11 protein-coding genes and 6 pseudogenes are annotated in these 18,039 nt (G+C 67.1%); 10 read left to right on the forward strand and 7 right to left on the reverse strand.

The features are described from left to right. Positions 1-564: 564 nt before the first annotated feature. From ACFYQ5_RS12685 to ACFYQ5_RS12695, 3 genes and pseudogenes are all read left to right on the forward strand, one after another. Positions 565-1,044: pseudogene (locus ACFYQ5_RS12685) on the forward strand (reverse transcriptase domain-containing protein); the annotation flags it as partial. A 91-nt stretch (positions 1,045-1,135) separates the two neighbouring features. Continuing rightward, positions 1,136-1,489, forward strand: coding sequence for a hypothetical protein (locus tag ACFYQ5_RS12690; RefSeq protein ID WP_389196908.1), 354 nt, complete (start codon positions 1,136-1,138; stop codon positions 1,487-1,489). Then, positions 1,384-1,656, forward strand: coding sequence for a group II intron maturase-specific domain-containing protein (locus ACFYQ5_RS12695; RefSeq protein WP_389196910.1), 273 nt, complete (start codon positions 1,384-1,386; stop codon positions 1,654-1,656). The genes ACFYQ5_RS12690 and ACFYQ5_RS12695 overlap by 106 nt, the downstream gene beginning before the upstream one ends. A 36-nt stretch (positions 1,657-1,692) precedes the next feature. On the opposite strand, the pseudogene ACFYQ5_RS12700 reads toward ACFYQ5_RS12695, so the two are convergent. The 4 genes and pseudogenes from ACFYQ5_RS12700 to ACFYQ5_RS12715 all read right to left on the reverse strand — a co-directional run. Beyond that, positions 1,693-2,061: pseudogene (locus ACFYQ5_RS12700) on the reverse strand (transposase); the annotation flags it as partial. Positions 2,062-2,284: 223 nt separating this feature from the next. Further along, positions 2,285-2,683, reverse strand: a pseudogene (locus ACFYQ5_RS12705) (transposase family protein); the annotation flags it as partial. 467 nt (positions 2,684-3,150) lie between these two features. Further along, positions 3,151-3,909 carry a hypothetical protein gene (locus ACFYQ5_RS12710; protein WP_389196840.1) on the reverse strand — a complete coding sequence of 253 codons (759 nt, stop codon included), beginning with the start codon at positions 3,907-3,909 and terminating at the stop codon, positions 3,151-3,153. Positions 3,910-4,339: 430 nt separating this feature from the next. Continuing rightward, positions 4,340-6,703: a proprotein convertase P-domain-containing protein gene (locus ACFYQ5_RS12715; RefSeq protein WP_389196841.1), complete on the reverse strand. Its 2,364-nt coding sequence runs from the start codon at positions 6,701-6,703 to the stop codon at positions 4,340-4,342. Positions 6,704-7,797: 1,094 nt separating this feature from the next. Here ACFYQ5_RS12715 and ACFYQ5_RS12720 point away from each other — a divergent pair. Together ACFYQ5_RS12720 and ACFYQ5_RS12725 are read left to right on the forward strand one after the other, a co-directional pair. After that, positions 7,798-8,223, forward strand: a complete 426-nt coding sequence (locus tag ACFYQ5_RS12720) for a hypothetical protein (RefSeq protein WP_389196912.1) — start codon at positions 7,798-7,800, stop codon at positions 8,221-8,223. A gap of 10 nt (positions 8,224-8,233) precedes the next feature. Next, positions 8,234-8,506 (forward strand): annotated as a pseudogene (locus ACFYQ5_RS12725) (heavy metal transporter CzcB); the annotation flags it as partial. Between the two features lie 717 nt (positions 8,507-9,223). Here the strand turns inward: ACFYQ5_RS12725 and ACFYQ5_RS12730 are convergent. After that, positions 9,224-10,753: a helix-turn-helix domain-containing protein gene (locus ACFYQ5_RS12730; RefSeq protein WP_389196844.1), complete on the reverse strand. Its 1,530-nt coding sequence runs from the start codon at positions 10,751-10,753 to the stop codon at positions 9,224-9,226. A 687-nt stretch (positions 10,754-11,440) separates the two neighbouring features. On the opposite strand from ACFYQ5_RS12730, the gene acnA reads away from it, so the two are divergent. Next, complete coding sequence (gene acnA, locus ACFYQ5_RS12735; protein ID WP_389196846.1) at positions 11,441-14,155, forward strand: aconitate hydratase AcnA; 2,715 nt, start codon at positions 11,441-11,443, stop codon at positions 14,153-14,155. 130 nt (positions 14,156-14,285) lie between these two features. Here acnA and ACFYQ5_RS12740 read toward each other — a convergent pair whose 3' ends face one another. Next, a complete protein-coding gene (locus ACFYQ5_RS12740) occupies positions 14,286-14,507 on the reverse strand; it encodes a hypothetical protein (protein ID WP_389196848.1) in 222 nt (73 codons plus the stop codon). A gap of 6 nt (positions 14,508-14,513) precedes the next feature. On the opposite strand from ACFYQ5_RS12740, the pseudogene ACFYQ5_RS12745 reads away from it, so the two are divergent. From ACFYQ5_RS12745 to ACFYQ5_RS12760, 4 genes and pseudogenes are all read left to right on the forward strand, one after another. Beyond that, a pseudogene (locus ACFYQ5_RS12745) lies at positions 14,514-15,144 on the forward strand (DJ-1/PfpI family protein). 63 nt (positions 15,145-15,207) lie between these two features. Next, a complete protein-coding gene (locus ACFYQ5_RS12750) occupies positions 15,208-15,480 on the forward strand; it encodes a hypothetical protein (RefSeq protein ID WP_389196913.1) in 273 nt (90 codons plus the stop codon). A 20-nt stretch (positions 15,481-15,500) separates the two neighbouring features. Next, on the forward strand, positions 15,501-15,992 hold the full coding sequence (locus ACFYQ5_RS12755; RefSeq protein ID WP_389196849.1) for a DUF2269 family protein: 492 nt from the start codon (positions 15,501-15,503) through the stop codon (positions 15,990-15,992). Positions 15,993-16,146: 154 nt separating this feature from the next. Beyond that, positions 16,147-17,436, forward strand: coding sequence for an MFS transporter (locus ACFYQ5_RS12760; RefSeq protein WP_389196851.1), 1,290 nt, complete (start codon positions 16,147-16,149; stop codon positions 17,434-17,436). A 149-nt stretch (positions 17,437-17,585) separates the two neighbouring features. Here the strand turns inward: ACFYQ5_RS12760 and ACFYQ5_RS12765 are convergent. Next, positions 17,586-17,936 (reverse strand): annotated as a pseudogene (locus tag ACFYQ5_RS12765) (SLATT domain-containing protein); the annotation flags it as partial. Positions 17,937-18,039 lie beyond the last annotated feature (103 nt).

Below are 18,039 nucleotides of genomic sequence, written 5' to 3' on the forward strand. Positions count from 1 at the left end.
TGGGAATCGGGAAGACGAACGTAAGTGAATCGCTGCTGACGTGTCGAAAAACAAACAGACGACATCGAAACCGGGGTGTGACCAGAACTCCGGGATGAGCCTGGCGGGTGCCCGCTTATTGGCCAGGTGGTGTCCGGCATGTAGGCGACGTGAGTCCGGTCTGCGGCTTCCGTATGGAACAGGAGAAGGCAGGACCCGATACAGCCCGCCGCGCGGCGGACGAGAGGGAGTGCCCCAAGCAGCAGGCACTGCAAGGGGTCGAGTACCGATGCGGGACCTGCTGGCGGACCGGCTCGTAGTAGTGATGAAGCCCCTGTAACGGGGGCGGAGCGAAGGGGCCGGGTCGTTCGTGACTGAGTTGATCGCATCAACCGGACAGTTTCCGGGCGGAGTTCGATGGGCCAGTTGAAATCATCGGCCAAGCCGTTTGAGATTTCGAAGTGGGAAGTCAAGGAGGCCTGGGAGGAAGTCAGGGATAACAAGGGTGCACCCGGAGTGGATGGGCAGAGCATCGCCGAGTTCGAGAAGGACCTGAAGAACAATCTGTATAAGGTCTGGAATCGCATGTCGTCGGGCTCGTATTTTCCGCCTCCGGTGCGCGCGGTGGCCATTCCCAAGCCGCATGGCGGGGGCACGAGGATGCTTGGCATTCCCGCTGTTTCTGATCGTGTGGCACAGGCCGTGGTGGCCCGGCATTTGATGTGCAGGGTGGAGCCAATTTTCCACCCGGACAGCTTCGGATACCGGCCCGGACGGTCCGCCTTGGATGCGGTTGAAAAATGCAGGGAACGCTGCTGGAAAAGGGACTGGTTGGTGGAGTTCGACATCGCCAAGTTCTTCGACAGCGTGCCCTGGGACCTGCTGGTCAAGGCGGTGGAAGCGCACACCGATGCCGTCTGGGTGAAGTTGTACGTGCGGCGGTGGCTCGCTGCCCCGCTCGTCATGCCCGACGGCTCCCTGCTGGAGCGGGAGCGCGGGACCCCTCAAGGGGCCCCGGTATCTCCCGTCATGGCGAACCTGTTCCTGCACTACGCGTTCGACACCTGGATGGACCGGGAGTTCCCGTCCGTTCTGGTTCGAACGGTATGCGGACGACGCGGTGCTGCACTGCGTCACCGAGCGCCAGGCCCGCCAGGTGCTGGCCGCGCTCACGGACAGGATGGTCGAAGTCGGGTTGCAGCTGCACCCGGACAAGACCCGGATCATCTACTGCAAGGACGGCCACCGACGTGGCGCTTACGAGCACACGTCGTTCACCTTCCTCGGGCACACGTTCCGCGCCAGGAGGAACCGGAGTCGGCACGGGAACCTGTTCCTGGGGTTCGACCCGGCGGTCAGCAAGGACGCCCTGAAAAAGATGGGGCGGGAGTTGCGGTCTGGCACCTGCACACCCGCTCGGACCTGGCATTGCAGGAGCTCGCCCGCAGGATCAACCCTGTGGTGGCGGGCTGGCTCAACTACTACAGCCGCTTCAGGCCGTGGGAGCTGATCCCCTTCGTGATGCGCATCAACGCCTACCTGGTGCGCTGGATCCGCCAGAAGTACAAACGGCTCGCGTCCCAGCGGAAGGCCATCGCGAAGATGCAGGAGATCGCCCAGCGATACCCCCGCATGTTCGCGCACTGGCGCCTGACCACGGGTGCCGTATCGGTCTGATGACCAGAACGACAAGAGCCGTGTAACGGGAGACTGTTACGCACGGTTCTGTGAGAGCCGAGGGGTGAGATCCCCCTCGGCTACTCGGCATCCAGGGTTCGGGAGTGCGTCGAGTCGCTGGATCGCGCCTGTGATCACGTCGGTCCAGGGCCAGTGGTGGGTGAATCTCAGGTGCCGGCGGCGGGCGGTGGTGACGAGCTGGGCGGCGGCGGAGAACAGTCGCAGGCGCAGGCGGCGGGGCTCCCAGAGCCTCGGTCTGCCGGTCAGGGCGAGCATGGGCAGCCAGGCCAGCAGGTCGAGGGCGAGCTGGACGATCTCCAGCCAGATCTGGTTTTGCGCGGTGTCGTGCAGGGGCAGGTTGCGCAGGCCGGTGGCGCGCGCGTTGCGGATACGGTCCTCGGCCGGCCAGGTTCTCGAGTGTGTCGAGGAGGGGGCGGAAGCAGGTGATCTCGTTGGTCTTCTCACCCACGTCCAGCTGGGCCAGGACCAGGCCGCTCGTGTGGTCGCAGGCGGCCAGTAGGTGGATCTTCCTTCCCTTGGCGCGGGCCGCACCCCGCAACGACTTCCCGTCGACCGCCAGTGCCCGCAACCCTTCGTCCCTGGTCTGCCGGTCCGCGAGCCAGGCCCCGACAGCCCTGTCCAGGGCGTCCGCGTCGACTCTGGCCAGCAGTCGCCGGATCGTGGACTCCGCAGGCCAGGACCGTTTCGGGAACAGCCGGTCGATGACACCGCCGAGTCGCTCGAGCAGGGCCGGCGGCGCGTCGGCGACCCATTCCCCTACCTCCAGCAGGGACCGTGCCCCGGCCAGGACCGCGCAGGCCGTGAGAGCGAGGACCGTGACGAGCGGGTGCCGTACTCCCCGCGGATCGCGGGGGCCCGGGACCTGAGCGAGGCGTTCCAGCAGGCTGGGCATCTCGCTCCCGGAGGCCTCCGGATGTGGTCTGAGCTGGTCAAGGGCAGGGGAGATCAGGGATGATGCGTCGGCAGGCACGGGCAGTCCAAGGTCACAGAGCGTCGAGAACTCCATGATCACGGACGTCCGTGCCTGCTCTGTTTCGGACCCCACCCAACCCGACGAGCCGTCAGCAACCGGACGTCAGCCGACTACGCCGAAGCCCTGGGTCAGGGCCTTGCGATCAGCCAGAGGATCGTTACGGCGTCCAGGACCCACGGGCATGTGCTGCACCACCATGAATGGCGGAATGCTGTCACCGGTTACGGACTGCCGGCATGTTGCTGAGAGGTCGCTTACGAGCTTTTGTGGCGGACGAACCAGACAATTCCAGCCACTACGCCAACCAACGCAAGGACATAGGCCGCAAATTGAATCTTTTCCCCGATGGTCATTGCCCCGAACATGCATTCCCCTTTGTGGAGGATGACGCGGTGTGCGTTCACCCAGAACGTTTTCGATTGTCCAACGGCCAGAGCCGACCGTGTTCAGTGGCACCCCACGGTCGGCTCTAACAAGGTAAAGGCTTTTTCCTCAGGAGACTACTTCTTGAGGTAGCCGCCCTTGAAGCCGGCCTGGTCGGCCCACACGCGCTGGCGGGCGTCCCAGTCGAAACCGGCCCACGTGCCCTGCCAGACCGTCTCGGCATGTGCGTTGTTAGCCGGGTTCGCCGAGATCCACTTCGAGACGATGCCGTGCGAGAAGTCGGAGAACGGGACGAAGTTCTTGTGCGAGGCGAACCCGCTGTACACCTTGCTCACTCGCGAAGACGAGTACCGGTAGTTGACGCCGATCGTCACGCGAGTGACCTTGACTCCGAAGATCTTGTCGTAGACGGAGTAGGTGATCGTCTTGTCCTTGTACGTCACCGAAGGGTCGGACAGATCGTCATCGGGGTCGGGGGCAGCAACGTTGTCCTTGACGTCGATCTCGGCGGTCAGGACGACGTCTCCGCCTTCAGTCTCCTTCGTCATCTGGGTCTCGAAGTTTTCCTCGTCGATCACGCCGCCGGCGGTGTCCGAGAGGAAGTCCCCGAGCTCCTGGCCGCGCTGCGGGTCGTTCAAGAGAGTCATGAAGCTCTCCTGGTCGCTGCTGGACAGCTCCTGGAAGTCACCCAGCGTCTCGCTGGCGCCGTCGACGCCGAACTCGACCTGATTGTTGAGGTACTCCTCGTAGCCGGCCGGAGTCGTGATGTCTGTGGCGGAGGCGCTGGAGGGGAGGGCCACGATCGTCATCGCAGCTGCCGCAGCAGTGGCCAGGCCGACGATAGTCGCGCGCGAGGTCTTTGGAATTCTAGACATGTTCAGGTCTCCGTTACTGGTTTTTGAGAAAGCGTGAAAGACAGCAGAGAACGTGCGCCTCAAAAAAAAGAGGGGTGATTTTACCCCTAAATAGCCCCCGCCCCCTTTTCGAGGTTCACCTTTCGCGAAGGTGTCCCGCTCGAAAAGAGTCTTCCACAGGAACTGCCCATGCGCGACAATGTTTTACATCTTCTGAGCTTTACTTGAGCATCGAGGGGCCGCGATCGCTGAAGCCTGAGGCTCGCGCTATATGTAATTGAGACAAACGGCGCACGAGGCACGAGTGCTGCGCGTAATGATGTGCTCAATATATGGACATGGTGAAAACGCGAGTAAGCGCCCGACCGGTGAAGACCGGTCGAGCGCTTACCTAAAAAACGGAGGCCGTTTATATGCCCTCGATAGGGGACTTGTGTGCGTGAAGCCCGGACTAGAAGGAAAGCGACCATTCGTTAAGGCTGCCTGAAGCTCCTGCGGAAACATCTTCAACGCGTAGTCCCCAGGTGCCGGCCGCCGGTGCCGCACTGGCGTCGACGGTGTACACGTGCTTGAGGTTTCCGCCGGACTCCAGTTCAGAGTCCGCCTTCACCAGGTGCAGTGCACCGCTGGGGTCGACGAGGTAGATCTCCACGTCGCCAAGCCAGTCATGTGTGGCGTCGACGTAGACCTTGAGCTCCTTGGGCGCATTGCCCTTGATCCCCTTCACGACAGTGGAGGATGTCAGAGCTCCGGGGTCCGGGAGCGCGAGGTTTGCCTGGTTCTCGAAGGCAGGGAACGTCAACGACCATCCGTTGAGGGTCCCGGTGGCACCCGTGGAGGTGTCCTGAACCTCCAGCCTCCAGGTGCCCGCGGCCGGAGAAGTGCTGGCATCGACGGTGAACGTACCTGTGGCATCAGCGGTCGAGGACGTCGACTTGACCAGGTAGGACTTGCCGTTCGGGTCAATGAGGCTGATCTTGAGGTCTCCGACCCACTCATGCGTGATGTCGGTGTGGACCTGCAGTGCAGCAGATGCCTTCCCAGAGAAGCCATCAACCGTGATGTCGGAGTTGAGCCTTCCCAGATCCGGGATGGCGGCTGCGCCGGTCTTCTCGAACGAGGGGAAGGTCAGGGACCAGCCGGTGAGTATGCCGACGCCTCCGCTGGACCTGTCCTCAACGCGGAGTTTCCAGGTCCCCTTCGCCGTGGAGGTGCTGGCGTCAACGGTGTAGGTGCTGTCGATCGTGCCGCCGTTCTGCGTTCCCTCCGAAGCCTTGAGGAGGTAGGACTTACCGGCGGGGTCGATCAGGTTGATCTTCACCTCTCCCCGCCAGTCATGCGTTGCGTCGACGTGCACCTGCAACGCCTTCGGCGCCTTGCCAGGTATATCCGTCACCGTGATCGGCGAATGGATGGCGGCCAGGTCGAGAATCGCCATGTCCGCATCGTTGATGATGGTGCTAGGGCGCGGCTTGGCATCGGGAGCAGGAGGCGGTGTGGGGTCGGTCCCGCCGACAGCTCGGCCGATGTCGATCCGGGGGACCGCAATTCCCGTGTCGGTGTCCGTGACCGTCTTCCCGGTGCTCTTCAGCAGGGCCTCGAGCTCAGTGATGCTCTTCTCGGGATACTTCTGACGGAGCACAGCGAAGGCTCCGGCCACGTGCGGCGCGGCCATGGACGTGCCGTCCATGGAGTTGAACTCGCGGCCGGGAACCGAGGAGATGATCGCATTGCCGGGCGCGAAGAAGTCGAGCAGAGCGCCCCGGTTGGAGAAGGAGGAAACTTCGTCGTCGTCGTTGCTGGAACCGACGGCGATTGCCGACGCGACACAGGCGGGGCTGTTGACGGAGCCACTGAGCGCGTTATTTCCGGCAGCGGCGACAGTAGCGACGCCGACGCTGAGCAGACGGTCAATCACCGGCTTGCGGGCATCCTTGTCGCATGCAACGGAGTGCACCCCACCGCCGAGGCTGAGGTTGGCAGCCACGACAGGCGTTCCGGCTTGCTGCAGCTGCCAGACCTTTTCCAGGCCTGCAATCTGTGAACTGGCGAAACTCTTGACGCACGGCACAGGCTCAGCGCCGCAGTACTGCTCCGAGTTGAACTTGCTGAAGACCTGGATGGCGATGAGGTTCGCTCCGGGGGCGACGCCCGACGCAGGGGCTCCGGCTACGCCTGTGCCGTTGCCTGCGGCGATGCCGGCCACGTGCGTTCCGTGGTCGCACTGAGCGATGGTCGCGCAGGGTCCGGTGTCTACGTTGGCCGAGCCGGCACCTTCCTGCTGCGCACTGCCGTTGGGGCACAGGCTGGTGGAACCGTAGGCCGGGTCGTTCGAGGAGAAGCACGCCTCCGCGATGACCCGGTCCTTGAGGAAGGGGTGACTGGTGGAAACGCCGGTGTCCAAGATGGCGATGGCACTGCCCGCGCCGGTCATACCCGACTTGATGGCTTTGTCGCCGCCGATCAGGGGCACGCTTTCGTCCAGGGACGGCGACACGGCAAGGTCTTCCGTGACGCTGACCACCCCGGGCTGCGTCGACAGTTCGTCCAGGCCGCCCGCGTCCACCTTGAGGGTGACCACGGGGAGTGCTTCGAACGCCTGCACCGTCTCGCCAGCGGTTGCGGCACTTGCCACGTCGGCGCGCTTTTCGGTGACGACGTTGACGCGGATCTTCCCGCCCGCTGAGGTCGCGTCGTACAGAGGCGGATCGATCGGGTCAGTCTCGCCGGCTGCGGTTGCGGCAACGCTCGACGTCGGGGCGGCGTGCGCTGGCAGCCCCCCGAGGGTGACGGCCATCATCGCGATGGCTGCCACCGTCCATATAGGTCTCTTCATATCGCTCTCGAAAAGTAGCGGGCGCGGTTCAGCCCGCAAAGATGGCTGGAGAGGTGGTCCCCAGGTCAAGCAGTGGACCGAGAGCGCCTGCGCTTCTCGCCCAATTTGCCTAAAAGTGGGCAGTGTTCGCCAAAGTGATCAGTGCGCTGATGGGCAACCGGATACGCGGACTGACCCCGCGACTACTGGCTGTTTGCGGCCTGTGCGTGTTGCGGCGGTTGCAGCAAGTGACGGCAGCACGGCAGGTCGTTCAACTCTGCGCATGAGCCCCCCCGTGGCGCAGATCGACTGGCTTGAGCGTTGCGGACATTAGGTCGCCCTTGATCCTCGCCGCAAGCCCTTAGAAGTTCGCTATTAAGATGTTTGTTCGGTTGCAGAAGCGAGGTCGCGTGGACTGGAAGTTGTCCGGCAGGGCCGCGTAGACGACCCGTCGGCTCAAATTTGGCCGCACCGAGGTGGGGAGGGCTCCGCCGTGGCGTCGAGCGCGGCTCAAGTGAGGTCTGCGCTTGCGCCACTACGCAAGTGCAAAGTAATCGCCCTGCTACCCGGTGTCATGTGATTCAAGACACTACATATGCCACTTGCGGTTGCCGAACCTGCAGGTATCTTCAGCATGTGCAAGATCGGTGTAGGAATGATGAAAGCCTCAGCTCAGCGGATCTTCCTCGCTTTGCCCGAATCACCTTCGGTGCCCTGCGACGGTTCGTCGCTATCGTGACGGTAGCTGTGACGGCATGGATTGTCTGGGCCGTTGTCATGGCCGGAGGCGGCGTCGCACTTGTAATCGTTGCTGTTGTCCTGGTCGCCCCAGGAGCTCTGGTGTACGTGTGGTCTCGCCGAGCGGTGAAGGCAAGGTCAACACCCTCCACTCACCAGCTGACCGACGTCTGATACGCCCCCTGTCGGCGACGGGTGAATCGTAACCCTCTGACGGCGGATCAAAACTGACCCCCTCGTGGTCTTCCGACCATCCTGATCTTGATCGAAGGTCAGGAGAAGAGGGTGATTTCCGTGGAGGACTGGGCAGAGATCCGCAGGCTGCACCGGGGCGAGCGTGGGTCGCGGATGATCAACTGGAGCTTGCTGCCGAGGACTTCGTCTGCGTTGCGCTCCGCGAGGCCCTGACTGCATACGGCGGGCACGCCACACTGCAGGCCAGGAACATCCACCTGGATGAAGGCGGCGCCATCCGGATGCGACCGGACCTCGTCTGGTACGGGGAGTCCGGAGTTCCGCTGGCTGTGGCCGACGCGAAGTACAAGGCGGGCAGACCGCAGGGCTATCCCGATGCCGACCTCTACCAGATGCTGGCGTACTGCACCTCCCTCGGGCTGAAGAACGGGCACCTCGTGTACGCGAAAGGCAACGCACCTCACGCCGGCCACATGGTTCGCCATTCCGGCATCGTGCTGCACCGGCACGCTCTCGATCTCGGCCAGGCCCCGTCGGTACTTCTCAGCGCGGTGAGTGCTTTGACCGTGAGCATGGTGCGACCGTGACCGAACACGCATCCTGCCCGGCCTGGTCGCCGACCTCCGGCCGGCCGCCAACGAAGGGGACGACGGAGACGCCCGCGCCGCGTTGCTGGCCACGGCCTACCAGAACTCGACCAGCCTGCTGCTCAAACAGCACGACCAGGGCAACGCCTGGCTCGCGGTCGGCCGAGCGATGGCTGAGGCCGAACGCTCCAGTGGCCCCGTGGTCCTCGCCTCAAGCGTCCGCGTACAGGCCCACGTCACGGCCCGCGAGAAGCGCACCGCCCCGGCCGTCACCGTCGTCCGGCGGTGACGGGGTTACGGTCAAGTACGCCACGTACTCAGTGACAGTCTCCGGGGTAGCAGGCAGCGGCCGCCGACCGACGCTCGCGCACCAGGCAGTGAAGGCGGCCATGTCGGCGGAAGGCATCAGGCGGGTGGAGTCGGTCAGCTGTCGGTCGGTCTCGGCGGTCCCCACGGCTATGTGCTGAGGACCAGAGTCTGGGGCGCGGAGGCTTGTCACGCTGCTCATCGTAGGGCGGCCCGACACCCCGCCGGCCCGGACGTCATGGCGGGTGCTCCCACGAGGTGGGCGCAGGCTGAGCCCGTGACACGGCGCCCGTCTACGACAGAGGACCCGCGCCCACGTGGTGCGGGTCCTCTTCTGCGTGGCGAAGTGGTCAGCCGGAGGACTCGGATGCGCGGCCGGAACCCGGGCTGCGTCGCGAGGCTGGAGACGTCGGGCAGATGACGGTTCACCTCGTCGACCACACGAGGTCGGCGTGGCACGATCGACATCGGACGTTGCGAGGCCACTTCGGCGACAACCCTCCGTGATGGCTGACGGATACTCAGGCATCTCTGACGTACCGTCAACCATTCAGGATCATCTTGCACATGCGTTACACAAGGTACTGAAAAGCGACAGTGATCAGTGAAGGGCCGTGAAGGTGAGTATTCGCAGGTCAGATGGCATGTTGAGGTGTTGTGCCCCTTGGGTCCAAGGGGCACAAATCCCCGCCGGTCAGATGTCCCGGAAGATCTCGATCTGTGCCCCCACCGAGTTCAGCCGCTCCGCCAGCTCCTCGTAGCCCCGGTTGATCACGTATACGTTCCGCAGGACCGACGTGCCTTCGGCCGCCATCATCGCGAGAAGCACCACCACCGCGGGACGCAGTGCGGGCGGGCACATCATCTCGGCGGCGCGCCAGCGGGTCGGGCCCTCGACCAACACGCGGTGCGGGTCGAGGAGTTGGAGCCTGCCGCCGAGGCGGTTGAGGTCGGTGAGGTAGATCGCGCGGTTGTCGTAGACCCAGTCGTGGATCAGGGTCTGGCCGTGCGCGGAGGCCGCGATCGCCGCGAAGAACGGCACGTTGTCGATGTTCAGCCCGGGGAAGGGCATCGGGTGGATCTTGTCGATGGGCGCCTCCAACTTGGAGGGCCGGACCGTCAGGTCCACCAGCCGGGTGCGGCCGTTGTCGGCGGCGTACTCCGTCGTGCGGTCGCAGTCGACGCCCATCTCCTCCAGGACCGCGAGCTCGATCTCCAGGAACTCGATGGGGACCCGGCGGATCGTCAGCTCGGACTCCGTCACCACGGCGGCGGCCAGCAGGCTCATCGCCTCGACCGGGTCCTCGGAGGGGCAGTAGTCGACGTCCACGTCGATCTCCGGCACCCCGTGCACCGTGAGGGTCGTCGTGCCGACGCCGTCGACGCGCACGCCGAGCGCCTCCAGGAAGAAGCACAGGTCCTGGACCATGTAGTTGGAGGAGGCGTTGCGGATGACGGTCGTGCCGTCGTGCCGGGCGGCGGCCAGCAGGGCGTTCTCGGTCACGGTGTCGCCGCGCTCGGTCAGCACGATGGGGCGGCCGGGCCGGACCTCGTGGTCGACCTGCGCGTGGTACAAGCCGTCGGTCGCCGCGATCTCCAGGCCGAAGCGGCGCAGGGCGATCATGTGCGGCTCGATCGTCCGCGTACCGAGGTCGCAGCCGCCCGCGTACGGCAACGTGAACCGGTCCAGTCGGTGCAGCAGCGGGCCGAGGAACATGATGATCGACCGGGTCCGGCGCGCGGCGTCCGCGTCGATGGACTCCAGGTCGAGCTCGGCGGGCGGGAGGATCTCCAGGTCGACGCCGTCGTTGATCCAGCGGGTGCGTACGCCGATGGAGTTGAGGACCTCCAGCAGTCGGAAGACCTCCTCGATGCGGGCCACCCGGCGCAGCACGGTGCGGCCCTTGTTGAGCAGCGAGCCGCAGAGCAGTGCGACGCACGCGTTCTTGCTCGTCTTCACGTCGATGGAGCCCGAGAGCCGGCGTCCGCCGACCACACGCAGATGCATGGGTCCGGCGTAGCCGAGCGATACGATCTCGCTGTCCAGGGCTTCACCGATGCGGGCGATCATCTCAAGGCTGATGTTCTGGTTACCGCGCTCGATGCGGTTGACGGCGCTCTGACTCGTGGCGAGCGCCTCGGCGAGCTGGCTCTGTGTCCAGCCACGATGCTGTCGGGCGTCACGGATGAGCTTGCCGATACGTGCGAGGTAGTCGTCTTCCATGGCCGCACGCTATCTCAGATATGAGATGAAGATCGCGCCGGGGGTGGGGGGTTCCAGTGGCGTTCGGGCGCCCGGGGCCGTTGGTGGGCGCCCGCCTCAAGGGTCAGGTGCGCCCGACGGTCCGGCGTGCGGGGCTCCGCCGAACGGGTGAGGGGCAGTCGCGACGACGGTGTGTCGTCCTGCGCCGGCCGGAGGGGTCCGGCCCGTGGACGGTGCACGCCGGCAGGCGCTGCTCGTGGTGCGCTTCGGGTCGTGGCGTCCGCGGGTCGTGACGGACCATGAGTGGCGGTGGCGGTTGATGGCCGGCCGGACGCCCGGGAGGGTCTGGAGACTCCTGCGGAAGGTGAGTGACGTCTGTGCCTCCTTCGTCGGGAACGCGCCCGTTCCGAAGTCGCCCGCCCGTGTGCGGGGCGCGCTGGAGGCAGTCCGAAGGGCGGGCTGTGAGGGGGAACGGTCGTCTCGGGTCCCGGTGAGGCGCGGGACACGGGCGCCCGGGCATGACCGCGCGGCGGCGATGTACTAGAGTTATCTCGACATCGAGATATCTGCCGAGGCGCACCGCAGCCGCCGCTCGGTAAGGGTTACCTAACTAATCCTTACCTTAGCGGATGGTGGGGGCCGCAGGCGGCGCCGGCCGCACATGAGGCGCGGCGCGGTTGAACGCGCACATTGAAGAAGGAGACTGTCGTGTCGGCGAACAGCTTCGACGCCCGCAGCACGCTGCGCGTGGGCGACGAGTCGTACGAGATCTTCAAGCTGGACAAGGTCGAGGGCTCCGCGCGCCTCCCTTACAGCCTGAAGGTGCTGCTGGAGAACCTGCTCCGCACCGAGGACGGCGCGAACATCACCGCCGACCACATCCGGGCGCTGGGTGGATGGGACTCCCAGGCCCAGCCCAGCCAGGAGATCCAGTTCACGCCGGCTCGCGTGATCATGCAGGACTTCACGGGCGTCCCGTGTGTCGTGGACCTCGCCACCATGCGTGAGGCCGTGAAGGAGCTCGGCGGTGACCCGGCGAAGATCAACCCGCTGGCCCCGGCCGAGCTCGTCATCGACCACTCCGTCATCGCCGACAAGTTCGGCACCAACGACGCGTTCGCGCAGAACGTCGAGCTGGAGTACGGCCGTAACAAGGAGCGCTACCAGTTCCTGCGCTGGGGCCAGACCGCCTTCGACGAGTTCAAGGTCGTCCCCCCGGGCACCGGCATCGTCCACCAGGTCAACATCGAGCACCTGGCCCGCACCGTCATGGTCCGTAACGGCCAGGCGTACCCCGACACCCTCGTCGGCACCGACTCGCACACCACCATGGTCAACGGCCTCGGTGTGCTGGGCTGGGGCGTCGGCGGCATCGAGGCCGAGGCCGCGATGCTCGGCCAGCCGGTCTCCATGCTCATCCCGCGCGTCGTCGGCTTCAAGCTGACCGGCGAGCTCCCGGCCGGCACCACCGCCACCGACCTCGTGCTGACCATCACCGAGATGCTCCGCAAGCACGGTGTCGTCGGCAAGTTCGTCGAGTTCTACGGTGAGGGCGTCGCCGCCACCTCCCTCGCGAACCGCGCCACCATCGGCAACATGTCGCCGGAGTTCGGCTCCACCGCCGCGATCTTCCCGATCGACGACGAGACGCTGAAGTACCTCCGCCTGACCGGCCGTGACGCCCAGCAGGTCGCGCTCGTCGAGGCGTACGCCAAGGAGCAGGGCCTCTGGCTCGACCCGGCCGCCGAGCCGGACTTCTCCGAGAAGCTGGAGCTCGACCTCTCCACGGTCGTCCCCTCCATCGCCGGCCCGAAGCGCCCGCAGGACCGCATCGTCCTCGCGAACGCCAAGGCGCAGTTCGCCCAGGACGTACGCAACTACGTCGCGGACGACGAGGAAGCGGGCAAGGAGTCCTTCCCGGCTTCCGACTCCCCGGCCGCCTCGGACGGCGTCCCGTCGAACCCGGTCACCGTGACCGCCCCCGACGGCACGACGTACGAGATCGACCACGGCGCCGTCACCGTCGCCGCGATCACCTCCTGCACCAACACCTCGAACCCGTACGTCATGGTCGCCGCGGCGCTCGTGGCGAAGAAGGCCGTCGAGAAGGGCCTGACCCGCAAGCCGTGGGTCAAGACCACCCTCGCCCCGGGCTCCAAGGTCGTCACCGACTACTTCGACAAGGCGGGCCTGACCCCCTACCTCGACAAGGTCGGCTTCAACCTCGTCGGCTACGGCTGCACCACCTGCATCGGCAACTCCGGCCCGCTGCCGGAAGAGGTCTCCAAGGCGGTCAACGACCACGACCTGGCCGTCACTTCGGTGCTCTCGGGCAACCGTAACTTCGAGGGCCGGATCAACCCCGACGTCAAGATGAACTACCTAGCGTCCCCGCCGCTGGTCGTCGCGTACGCCATCGCCGGTTCGATGAAGGTCGACATCACCAAGGACGCCCTCGGCGTCGACCAGGACGGCAAGCCCGTCTTCCTCCAGGACATCTGGCCCTCCGAGGCCGAGGTCAACGACGTCGTCGCCAACTCCATCGGCGAGGACATGTTCAACAAGTCCTACCAGGACGTCTTCGCGGGCGACGCCCAGTGGCAGGCGCTGTCGATCCCCACCGGCAACACCTTCGAGTGGGACTCCGAGTCCACCTACGTGCGCAAGCCCCCGTACTTCGAGGGCATGACGATGGAGACGACCCCGGTCGACGACATCACCGGCGCCCGGGTGCTCGCCAAGCTCGGCGACTCGGTCACCACCGACCACATCTCCCCGGCCGGCGCGATCAAGGCCGACACCCCGGCCGGCAAGTACCTCACGGAGCACGGCATCGAGCGCCGTGACTTCAACTCCTACGGCTCGCGCCGTGGTAACCACGAGGTCATGATCCGCGGCACGTTCGCCAACATCCGCCTGCGCAACCAGATCGCGCCGGGCACCGAGGGCGGCTTCACCCGCGACTTCACCCAGGCTGACGGACCGGTGTCGTTCATCTACGACGCCTCGCAGAACTACCAGGCCGCGGGCACCCCGCTCGTCATCCTGGCGGGCAAGGAGTACGGCTCCGGCTCGTCCCGTGACTGGGCGGCCAAGGGCACCGCGCTCCTGGGCGTCAAGGCCGTCATCGCCGAGTCCTACGAGCGCATCCACCGCTCGAACCTCATCGGCATGGGCGTCCTCCCGCTCCAGTTCCCGGAGGGCCACACCGCCGAGTCCCTCGGCCTGACCGGCGAGGAGACCTTCTCCTTCACCGGCGTGACCGAGCTGAACAACGGCACCACGCCGACCACCGTCAAGGTCACCACCGACACCGGAGTGGAGTTCGACGGCGTCGTCCGCATCGACACCCCCGGTGAGGCGGACTACTACCGCAACGGCGGCATCCTGCAGTACGTGCTTCGCGAACTCGTCGGTTCTTGACCTGATGTGAACGAGCGCCCTGCCCCTGCATCTCGCGCGCGGGGGGTGGGGCACTCGCGCTCGACGGTGCGGAAGACGCGCCTGCGAGCATGACCGCACGCGATCTGTTCCCGGATCGGAGCTGTGCATCCTACGACGACGAAGGACCCTGCACCTGACCAGGTGCAGGGTCCTTCTGTCCTTGCGAGCGTGTGGCGAACGAGCGCCGCTGGTGTCCTGCGCCGGAGATCCGTTGGCAGAAGCGGGCGAGGGAATCGAGGATCTCCTCGGCGGTCTTGGTCCAGGTGAACGGTGTTGGGCTTTCGTTCCATTCCTTGACCCATGCGCGGATGTCGGCTTCCAGCGAGCGCACGCTTTTGTGGGAGCCACGGCGGATCTTCTGGTCGGCGAGGAAGCCGGCGGGCGAGCATCCAGCGTTGCCGGGTGGGCTCGTCGCCGTCGAACTCCCAAACTGCGGGCAGGCGGGCGGCAGCCCAGTCGTAAAGCCGTGATCCTTTTGCGCCGTCGGGTGAGTGAGCCGGAGGACGGGGCCGAGGCGGTCTTCGGCGAGGCGCCCGTAGAAATACCCGGCGCGGCGCCCGCAGAGGTGGTCGACCAGCCCGCCCCGTTCTCATCGGCCGCACACTGACCACCGGGCTGCCCGGCCTCCTGCGGTCCGCGATGGACGACCCCTCTGTGACGGTCGCGACGGTGTGCGGCGGCTCGCTGGTCCTGGCCATGGCCGGGCTGCTGGAGGGGCGCCACGCCACCACCCACCACCTGGGGCTCGACCTGCTCGACGCCACCGGAGCGCACGCGGTCCGCGCCCGGGTCGTCGACGACGGCGACCTCGTGACCGGGGCGGGGGTCACCTCCGGACTCGACCTGGCCCTCCATCTCCTGGAGCGCGAGGCCGGCCCGCGGATCGCCACGCCGTCGAGGAACTGTTCGCCCACGAGCGGCGCGGTACGGTCTGGCGCGACCGGGGCCCGGCACCGGCCGCGCCCTGAGCCCCCGCGCTCGGAAACCCCCGTCCCCGTCCCCGTAACGAAGGAGCAGCAACCGGCGCAGGAATCTGGGACCTCTCCATCACCACTCCCATCGGCAAGATCACCGCCGTCGTCGAACTCCGCTACGAGAAAGGCGCGTTGACTGGTTCGGCGTGGGGCGCTGGGGAGGAAGTACGCCTCGACGGCCTCGCCCTCACCGGCGACCGGCTCACCTGGAAGCAGGCGGTCACCCGGCCGATGCGCCTCAACCTGGCCTTCGACGTCACGGTCACCGGCGACACCCCCGCAGGCGCCTCCCGGGTCAGCGGTCCGCGGCGTATCGGCCGGGCGGCATAGACGGTTCCGGGGGCCCGGTCGTGACGAAGCTCTTCCTCTCCCTGCACGTCATTGCCGCCGTCCTGGCCATCGGCCCGGTCACCGTCGCCGCCAGCATGTTTCCCAAGGCCCTGCGCCGCGCCCACGCGGCACCGGCAGACCGGGAGGCGTACGCCGCTCTGCGGCTGCTCCACCGGATCTGCCGGGTCTACGCGGGCGTCGGCCTCGCCGTACCGGTCTTCGGGTTCGCCACCGCGAGCAGCCTCGGTGTGCTCGGCAGCGCCTGGCTGATCGTCTCGATCCTCCTGACCGCCGCGGCCGCCGCCGTGCTGGCCCTGCTGATCCTCCCGGCCCAGGGCCGCGCGCTGGCCACCTTGCGCCCCCCCCGGAGGGGGAATCCGGACGGGGAAGGCGAGGCCTCCGTGCACCGCGTCGCCAGCCGGCTGGCCATGCTCACCGGCGTGTTCAACCTGCTCTGGGCCACGGTCACCGTCCTGATGATCATCCGCCCCGGCTCCACCACGGGAGCGTAAGGGCCGGTACCGGTCCCGGAGTCGGCGGTAACCGCGTGGTCGCAGCCCGGACGCAGAAGGCGAAAGGCCCTGTGGCGCCTCTGTGCGCGAACGTACGCTTCAGGCGCATATCCGTTCTCCCCGTCCCCCATCTGTATGCAGAGGCGCTGCTCTCATGAAGGACCTGCCGGTCATGGACGCACCCACCCGACGCTGGCGCGCCGCGCTCTTCCTCTTCATGTTCGCCGCCGGGGTGAGCCTGGCGTCCTGGGTCGCCAGGACCCCCGCCGTGCGGGACGCGCTGGACGTCTCCACGGGCTCCATGGGTCTGGTGCTGTTCGGTCTCTCGGTCGGCTCGATGGCGGGTGTGCTCGTCTCCGGCGGTCTGGTGCGCAAGTACGGCGGGCGGCCGGTGATCGCTGTCGGAGCGGGGCTGTTCGTCGCCGGGCTGCTGACGATCGGCGGGGGCACGGCACTGGAGGTGTCCGGCGGGGTCTTCGCCGGACTGGCCCTGTTCGGGGCCGGGATGGGGCTCGCGGAGGTGGCGTTCAACATCGAGGGCGCCGCCGTGGAGCGGGCCGCGGGACGCCCGGTCCTGCCGGTGCTGCACGGCTGCTTCAGCCTCGGTACGGTCTTCGGCGCGTTGCTGGGGATGGGGCTGACGGCGGTGGCGTTCCCGGTCGGCTGGCACCTGACGGCGATCGCCGTCGGCGCCGCGGTGGCCGGGCTGTGGACCGTACGCGCCATCCCGTCGGGTACCGGGCGCGAGGAGACGAATGCCGGGGACGGGGAGCGGACCGGGGGCCTGCGGGCGCAGTTGGCCGTGTGGAGCGACCGGCGGCTGGTGCTGATCGGGTTGATCGTGCTGGCCATGGCGTTCGCGGAGGGCTCCGCCAACGACTGGCTGCCGCTGCTGATGGTGGACGGTCACGGGACGAGTGCCACGGCGGGTTCGCTGACGTTCATGCTGTTCGCCGTCGCGATGGCGACGGGCCGGTTCGCGGGCGGGCCGCTGCTGGTGCGGTTCGGCCCGGCGGCCGTGGTCCGGGCGAGCGCGGTCGTGGCGACGGCGGGGGTGGCGCTGGTGATCTTCTCGTCCAGCGTGCCGCTGGCCGGTGCGGCGGTCGTGCTGTGGGGCCTCGGCGCCTCGCTGGGCTTTCCGGTCGCGATCTCGGCGGCGGGCGAGGGTGAGAAGGACGCCGCGGCCCGGGTCGGGGCCGTCGCGACGGCGGGCTATGTGGCGTTCCTGGTCGGGCCGCCCGCGCTGGGGTTCCTGGCCGACCGTGTGGGCCTGCGGCTGGCCATGATCGTGGTGTTGGTGCTGCTGGCGGCTGCGGCGCTGGTCGCGGGGGCGTTGCGGCCGTCGGCGCGGCGTACAGATGCGGCGTCGTCGGCCTCGTCGCCTTCGTCGTCTTCGTCGGCCTCCTCGGCCGCAGCGTCTTCGGCTCAGTCCGACCTGGTGTAGATCAGGCTCTCGCCCGACCGTCCGGCTGGAGGGTCAGCTCGGTGGGCTTCCCGGGGGAGCGGGAAGCGGCCGGGCGGCCCACGGAGACGGTGGAGGGGCCGATGAGGACCGGTTCGCCGTCGCCGGGGATGGAGGCGGACCAGGTGCCGCGACAGGTACCCCCACCCCGCGGACCCGCTCAACGTCCCGGTCAGGTCGAGCAGCGGCAGCGCGGCCCCCGCGACGACGCCTGCGACGGTGCCCAGCCGCAGGGCCCGGGCCCCCCGCCGCTTCCACACGCGGTCGGTGAGATACCACTCCGCCGTCGCGAGGGCGCCGGACTCGACCCACCGGTAGAGCTCGTCGAGCCGCTCGGAGGGCTCGCCCCAGTCTGCCGCGGGCGGGGTACGGACCCTGGCCGAGAAGGGGTGGCTGGCGACATGTATCGGACACCGGCACGTCCACCGCCCGGCGGCAGGCGTTGGGCAGGCGGCCGACAGGAGTTGGCCGGATTCCTCCATCGGCCGCCGGCCGCCTCGCGACGGGCCGATGTTCACCGCTGTCGATCCGGATCGGCCGGGGTGAGCGGTGTCCGGCCGCACGTGCACGGCGGCCGAAACGTAC

This window comes from Streptomyces sp. NPDC005794, from assembly GCF_042871445.1.
Taxonomy (GTDB): Bacteria; Actinomycetota; Actinomycetes; order Streptomycetales; family Streptomycetaceae; genus Streptomyces.

Excerpts from the sequence above, each read along its gene's own strand:
- ACFYQ5_RS12730 (WP_389196844.1), bottom strand. The coding sequence starts at position 10,753 with ATGGAAGACGACTACCTCGCACGTATCGGCAAGCTCATCCGTGACGCC.
- ACFYQ5_RS12710 (WP_389196840.1), bottom strand. The coding sequence starts at position 3,909 with ATGTCTAGAATTCCAAAGACCTCGCGCGCGACTATCGTCGGCCTGGCC.
- ACFYQ5_RS12760 (WP_389196851.1), top strand. The coding sequence starts at position 16,147 with ATGAAGGACCTGCCGGTCATGGACGCACCCACCCGACGCTGGCGCGCC.